This is a genomic window from Arthrobacter sp. CAN_A214, assembly GCF_015751955.1.
Lineage (GTDB): Bacteria > Actinomycetota > Actinomycetes > Actinomycetales > Micrococcaceae > Arthrobacter_D.
Genome location: NZ_JADOUU010000073.1, coordinates 1 through 2,734 on the forward strand (window position 1 = coordinate 1; position 2,734 = coordinate 2,734).

A 2,734-nucleotide genomic window follows, 5' to 3' on the forward strand; every position below is an offset into this window, starting at 1 on the left:
GCTCAATGACCGACCACGAAAAAGACTAGGGTTTCAAAAACCGATCGAACTGATCGAAAACCTCCTGTTGCAATGACCGCCAGAATCCGCCCATCCTCATACGCGGTGCTAGGCGATGATTCTTTGGCCGGGTGTATCGCTAACGCTGTTCGGTTTATATAGGTCTTGGGCACAAGCCGAGAATTGGGTGCGCCGCTTTCGGCTCTGAGTGTGAGAGATGTTTTATGGGGCTCGTTCACAGAGCATTAATAATCTCCCGTGCTGAGGTGTATCCCTACCACATGGATGGTACGTGTGGAGGGCTCAGGAGAGAGCCGAAGGTAGTTGGCCCTTTGCCCGGGGCGCGAAGAAGGGCTGGCTGCTGTTATGTCTTGTTTGGGTTAGAAGAGTTCGCTGATTGCTTGGTCGCTGGAGTCGATGTAGCGTCTTCGTTGCTTCTCACCGAACGGCCCGTAGGGGTAGTCGTTTGGTGTTGGGGCGCTGACCTCGTCAAGGCGGCTGGTGGTTTCGGCATCGAGCACGAGCTCACCCGCGGGCAGGTTCTGCTCGAGCTGGTTGAGGGTTCTCGCGCCGATGATGGGCGCGACGACGCCGGGCCGGTTCGCGACCCAGCTGAGCGCTATCTGGGCTGGTGTCGTACCTGTGGTGTCGGCGATGTCCCGGACGCCGTCGAGGGTGTCCCAGTTCTGGTCCTTCGCGGCGAGGTCACCGTAGATGTGCTCCATCATCGGATTCCCGGCCCCGGCACGCGTATCCCTGCCGGGCTTGTCACCCTTGGTGTATTTGCCGCTGAGGAACCCCGATGCCAGCGGTGACCAGGGCAGCAGTCCGATGTTGTTGTGCAGGGCGGAGGGAATGATTTCGTACTCGATCTCGCGGGAGAGGAGGCTGTACTGGGGTTGCAGGGTGACGGGGACCTGCAGTCCAAGGGCACTTGCGGTGTCGAGGCTGAGTTGCATCTGCCAGCCGGTGAAGTTGGACAGGCCGATGTAGTGGATCTTTCCGGCGCGCACGGCGGCGTCGAGGAAGGTCAGGGTTTCCTCGATGGGGGTGAGGGGATCCCAGCCGTGGAGCTGATAGAGGTCGACGTTCTCGCGGCCGAGCCTGCGCAGGGATGCGGTCAGCGCCCGGTCGAGGTTCCGGCGGGAGGAGCCTGCTTCGTTGGCGTCGGGTCCTGTGCCGAAGCGGGCCTTCGTGGCCAGGATGACCCGGCCGGTGATGTCGTCGGGGCGATCGGCGAACCAGCGGCCGAGGACGCCCTCGGAGGCGCCGGCCCCGTAGACGTTGGCGGTGTCGATGAGGTTGCCGCCGACGTCGATGAACCGGTCAAGGATCGCGAACGCGTCGTTCTCAGGGGTTTCGGTGCCGAATCCCATGGTGCCCAGGGCGAGGTTGGAGACGCTGACGCCGGTGCCGGTAAGGATGCGGTATTTCATGGTGTGCTCCGTTAAGGGGTTGGGTGAGTGCTGATCGGTGGTCGTCTCAGACCTGGGAGGTGGGCATGTTCCACAGCTCAGCGATGGAGGCTCGGCGGGGGCGGGTCACCATGAACGCGATGCTGTCGGCGATGTCCTGTGGTTCCAGCGGCTCCGGGATGGTCTTGGCCGCGGTGATCATGTCCTTGACCGTGTCGCTGTTGTGGGACACCAGCTCTGTTGCCACAGCCTTTGGCTCGAGGACACCGACCCGGACGTACTTCTGCGTGACTTCCTGTCGGAGGGCTTCGGTGAAGCCGTTCACCCCGAACTTGGTCATGTTGTAGACGCCGTAGTTCGCCCAGGCCTGACGTCCAGCGATGGAGGAGATGTTCACGATGTCCGCGACGCCACGCAGTCCGTCCTCACCGGCGGTGAGCAGGTGCGGAAGGGCGGCGTTGGTCATGTAGAGCAGGCCCTTCTGGTTGATGTCGATCATCCGCTCCCACTCCTCGATATCGGCACCGACGATCGGCCCGAGGAGCATCAGGCCGGCGTTATTGATCAGGATGTCCAGGCGCCCAAATCGCTCGATGACGGTGTTCACGGCCTGTTCGGATTGGGGTCGTTGGGTGATGTCTGCCTCGACAGCGAAAGCTGTCCCGCCCGCGGCTTCGATGTCGTTGACCAGTGCTTCGAGGCGGTCTTTCCGGCGGGCGACGACGGCGACGGTCGCGCCGTGCTCAGCGAGACGGCGAGCTGTTGCGTCTCCGATCCCGCTGCTGGCACCGGTGACGATGGCGATAGTTCCAGTGAGCCTGAGTTTCACGAGGAGTGTCCTTTGCTGATAGTTCGAGATAAATGCCTGAGAGGGAGGGCCCTGCGGCCCGCCAGCCCGAGGCGGACGGAGGAGTGCGTCAGCCGAGCTCGACGAGCATGTCCACGTCATCGGGGAGGTCCTCGAAGACGCTGCGGTCCGAGGTGATCTCACCCATCTCGGTCAGGGTGGGCACGGAGCTGGTCTCCTCGTAGATGATGGTGATGCTGTCCAGCGGGTTGTAGTAGACGATGTCTCCCGGTTGCACGTCCATGTAAAACGGGCCCGTCTCCGTCAGGGTGCGGGAAGTTCGGTGATGTACTCGATGCCGGCGTTGCGGAACCAAGGCAATGTCACCGGGAGGGTCGCGACGAAATCCTGGGCGACCTGGGTGTCGTTGAGGGTTGCTTGGGTTCTTGCGGTGATTGCAACACTTAGCGAATGGGTGTTGATATGGCGGGCTACTCCATCTTCATAAGATCGGATCTGCTGCAGGTGTTCT

2 protein-coding genes and 1 pseudogene are annotated in these 2,734 nt (G+C 62.0%); all 3 read right to left on the minus strand.

The window, feature by feature from the left end; translation table 11 throughout:
• Positions 1–380 precede the first annotated feature (380 nt).
• The 3 genes and pseudogenes from IWX65_RS17355 to IWX65_RS17365 all read right to left on the minus strand — a co-directional run bounded on the left by IWX65_RS17355 (position 381) and on the right by IWX65_RS17365 (position 2,589).
• Complete coding sequence (locus IWX65_RS17355) at positions 381–1,436, minus strand: aldo/keto reductase (protein WP_196884801.1); 1,056 nt, start codon at positions 1,434–1,436, stop codon at positions 381–383.
• 46 nt (positions 1,437–1,482) lie between these two features.
• On the minus strand, positions 1,483–2,244 hold the full coding sequence (locus IWX65_RS17360; RefSeq protein WP_196884802.1) for an SDR family NAD(P)-dependent oxidoreductase: 762 nt from the start codon (positions 2,242–2,244) through the stop codon (positions 1,483–1,485).
• Between the two features lie 88 nt (positions 2,245–2,332).
• Positions 2,333–2,589, minus strand: a pseudogene (locus IWX65_RS17365) (cyclophilin-like fold protein).
• Positions 2,590–2,734 lie beyond the last annotated feature (145 nt).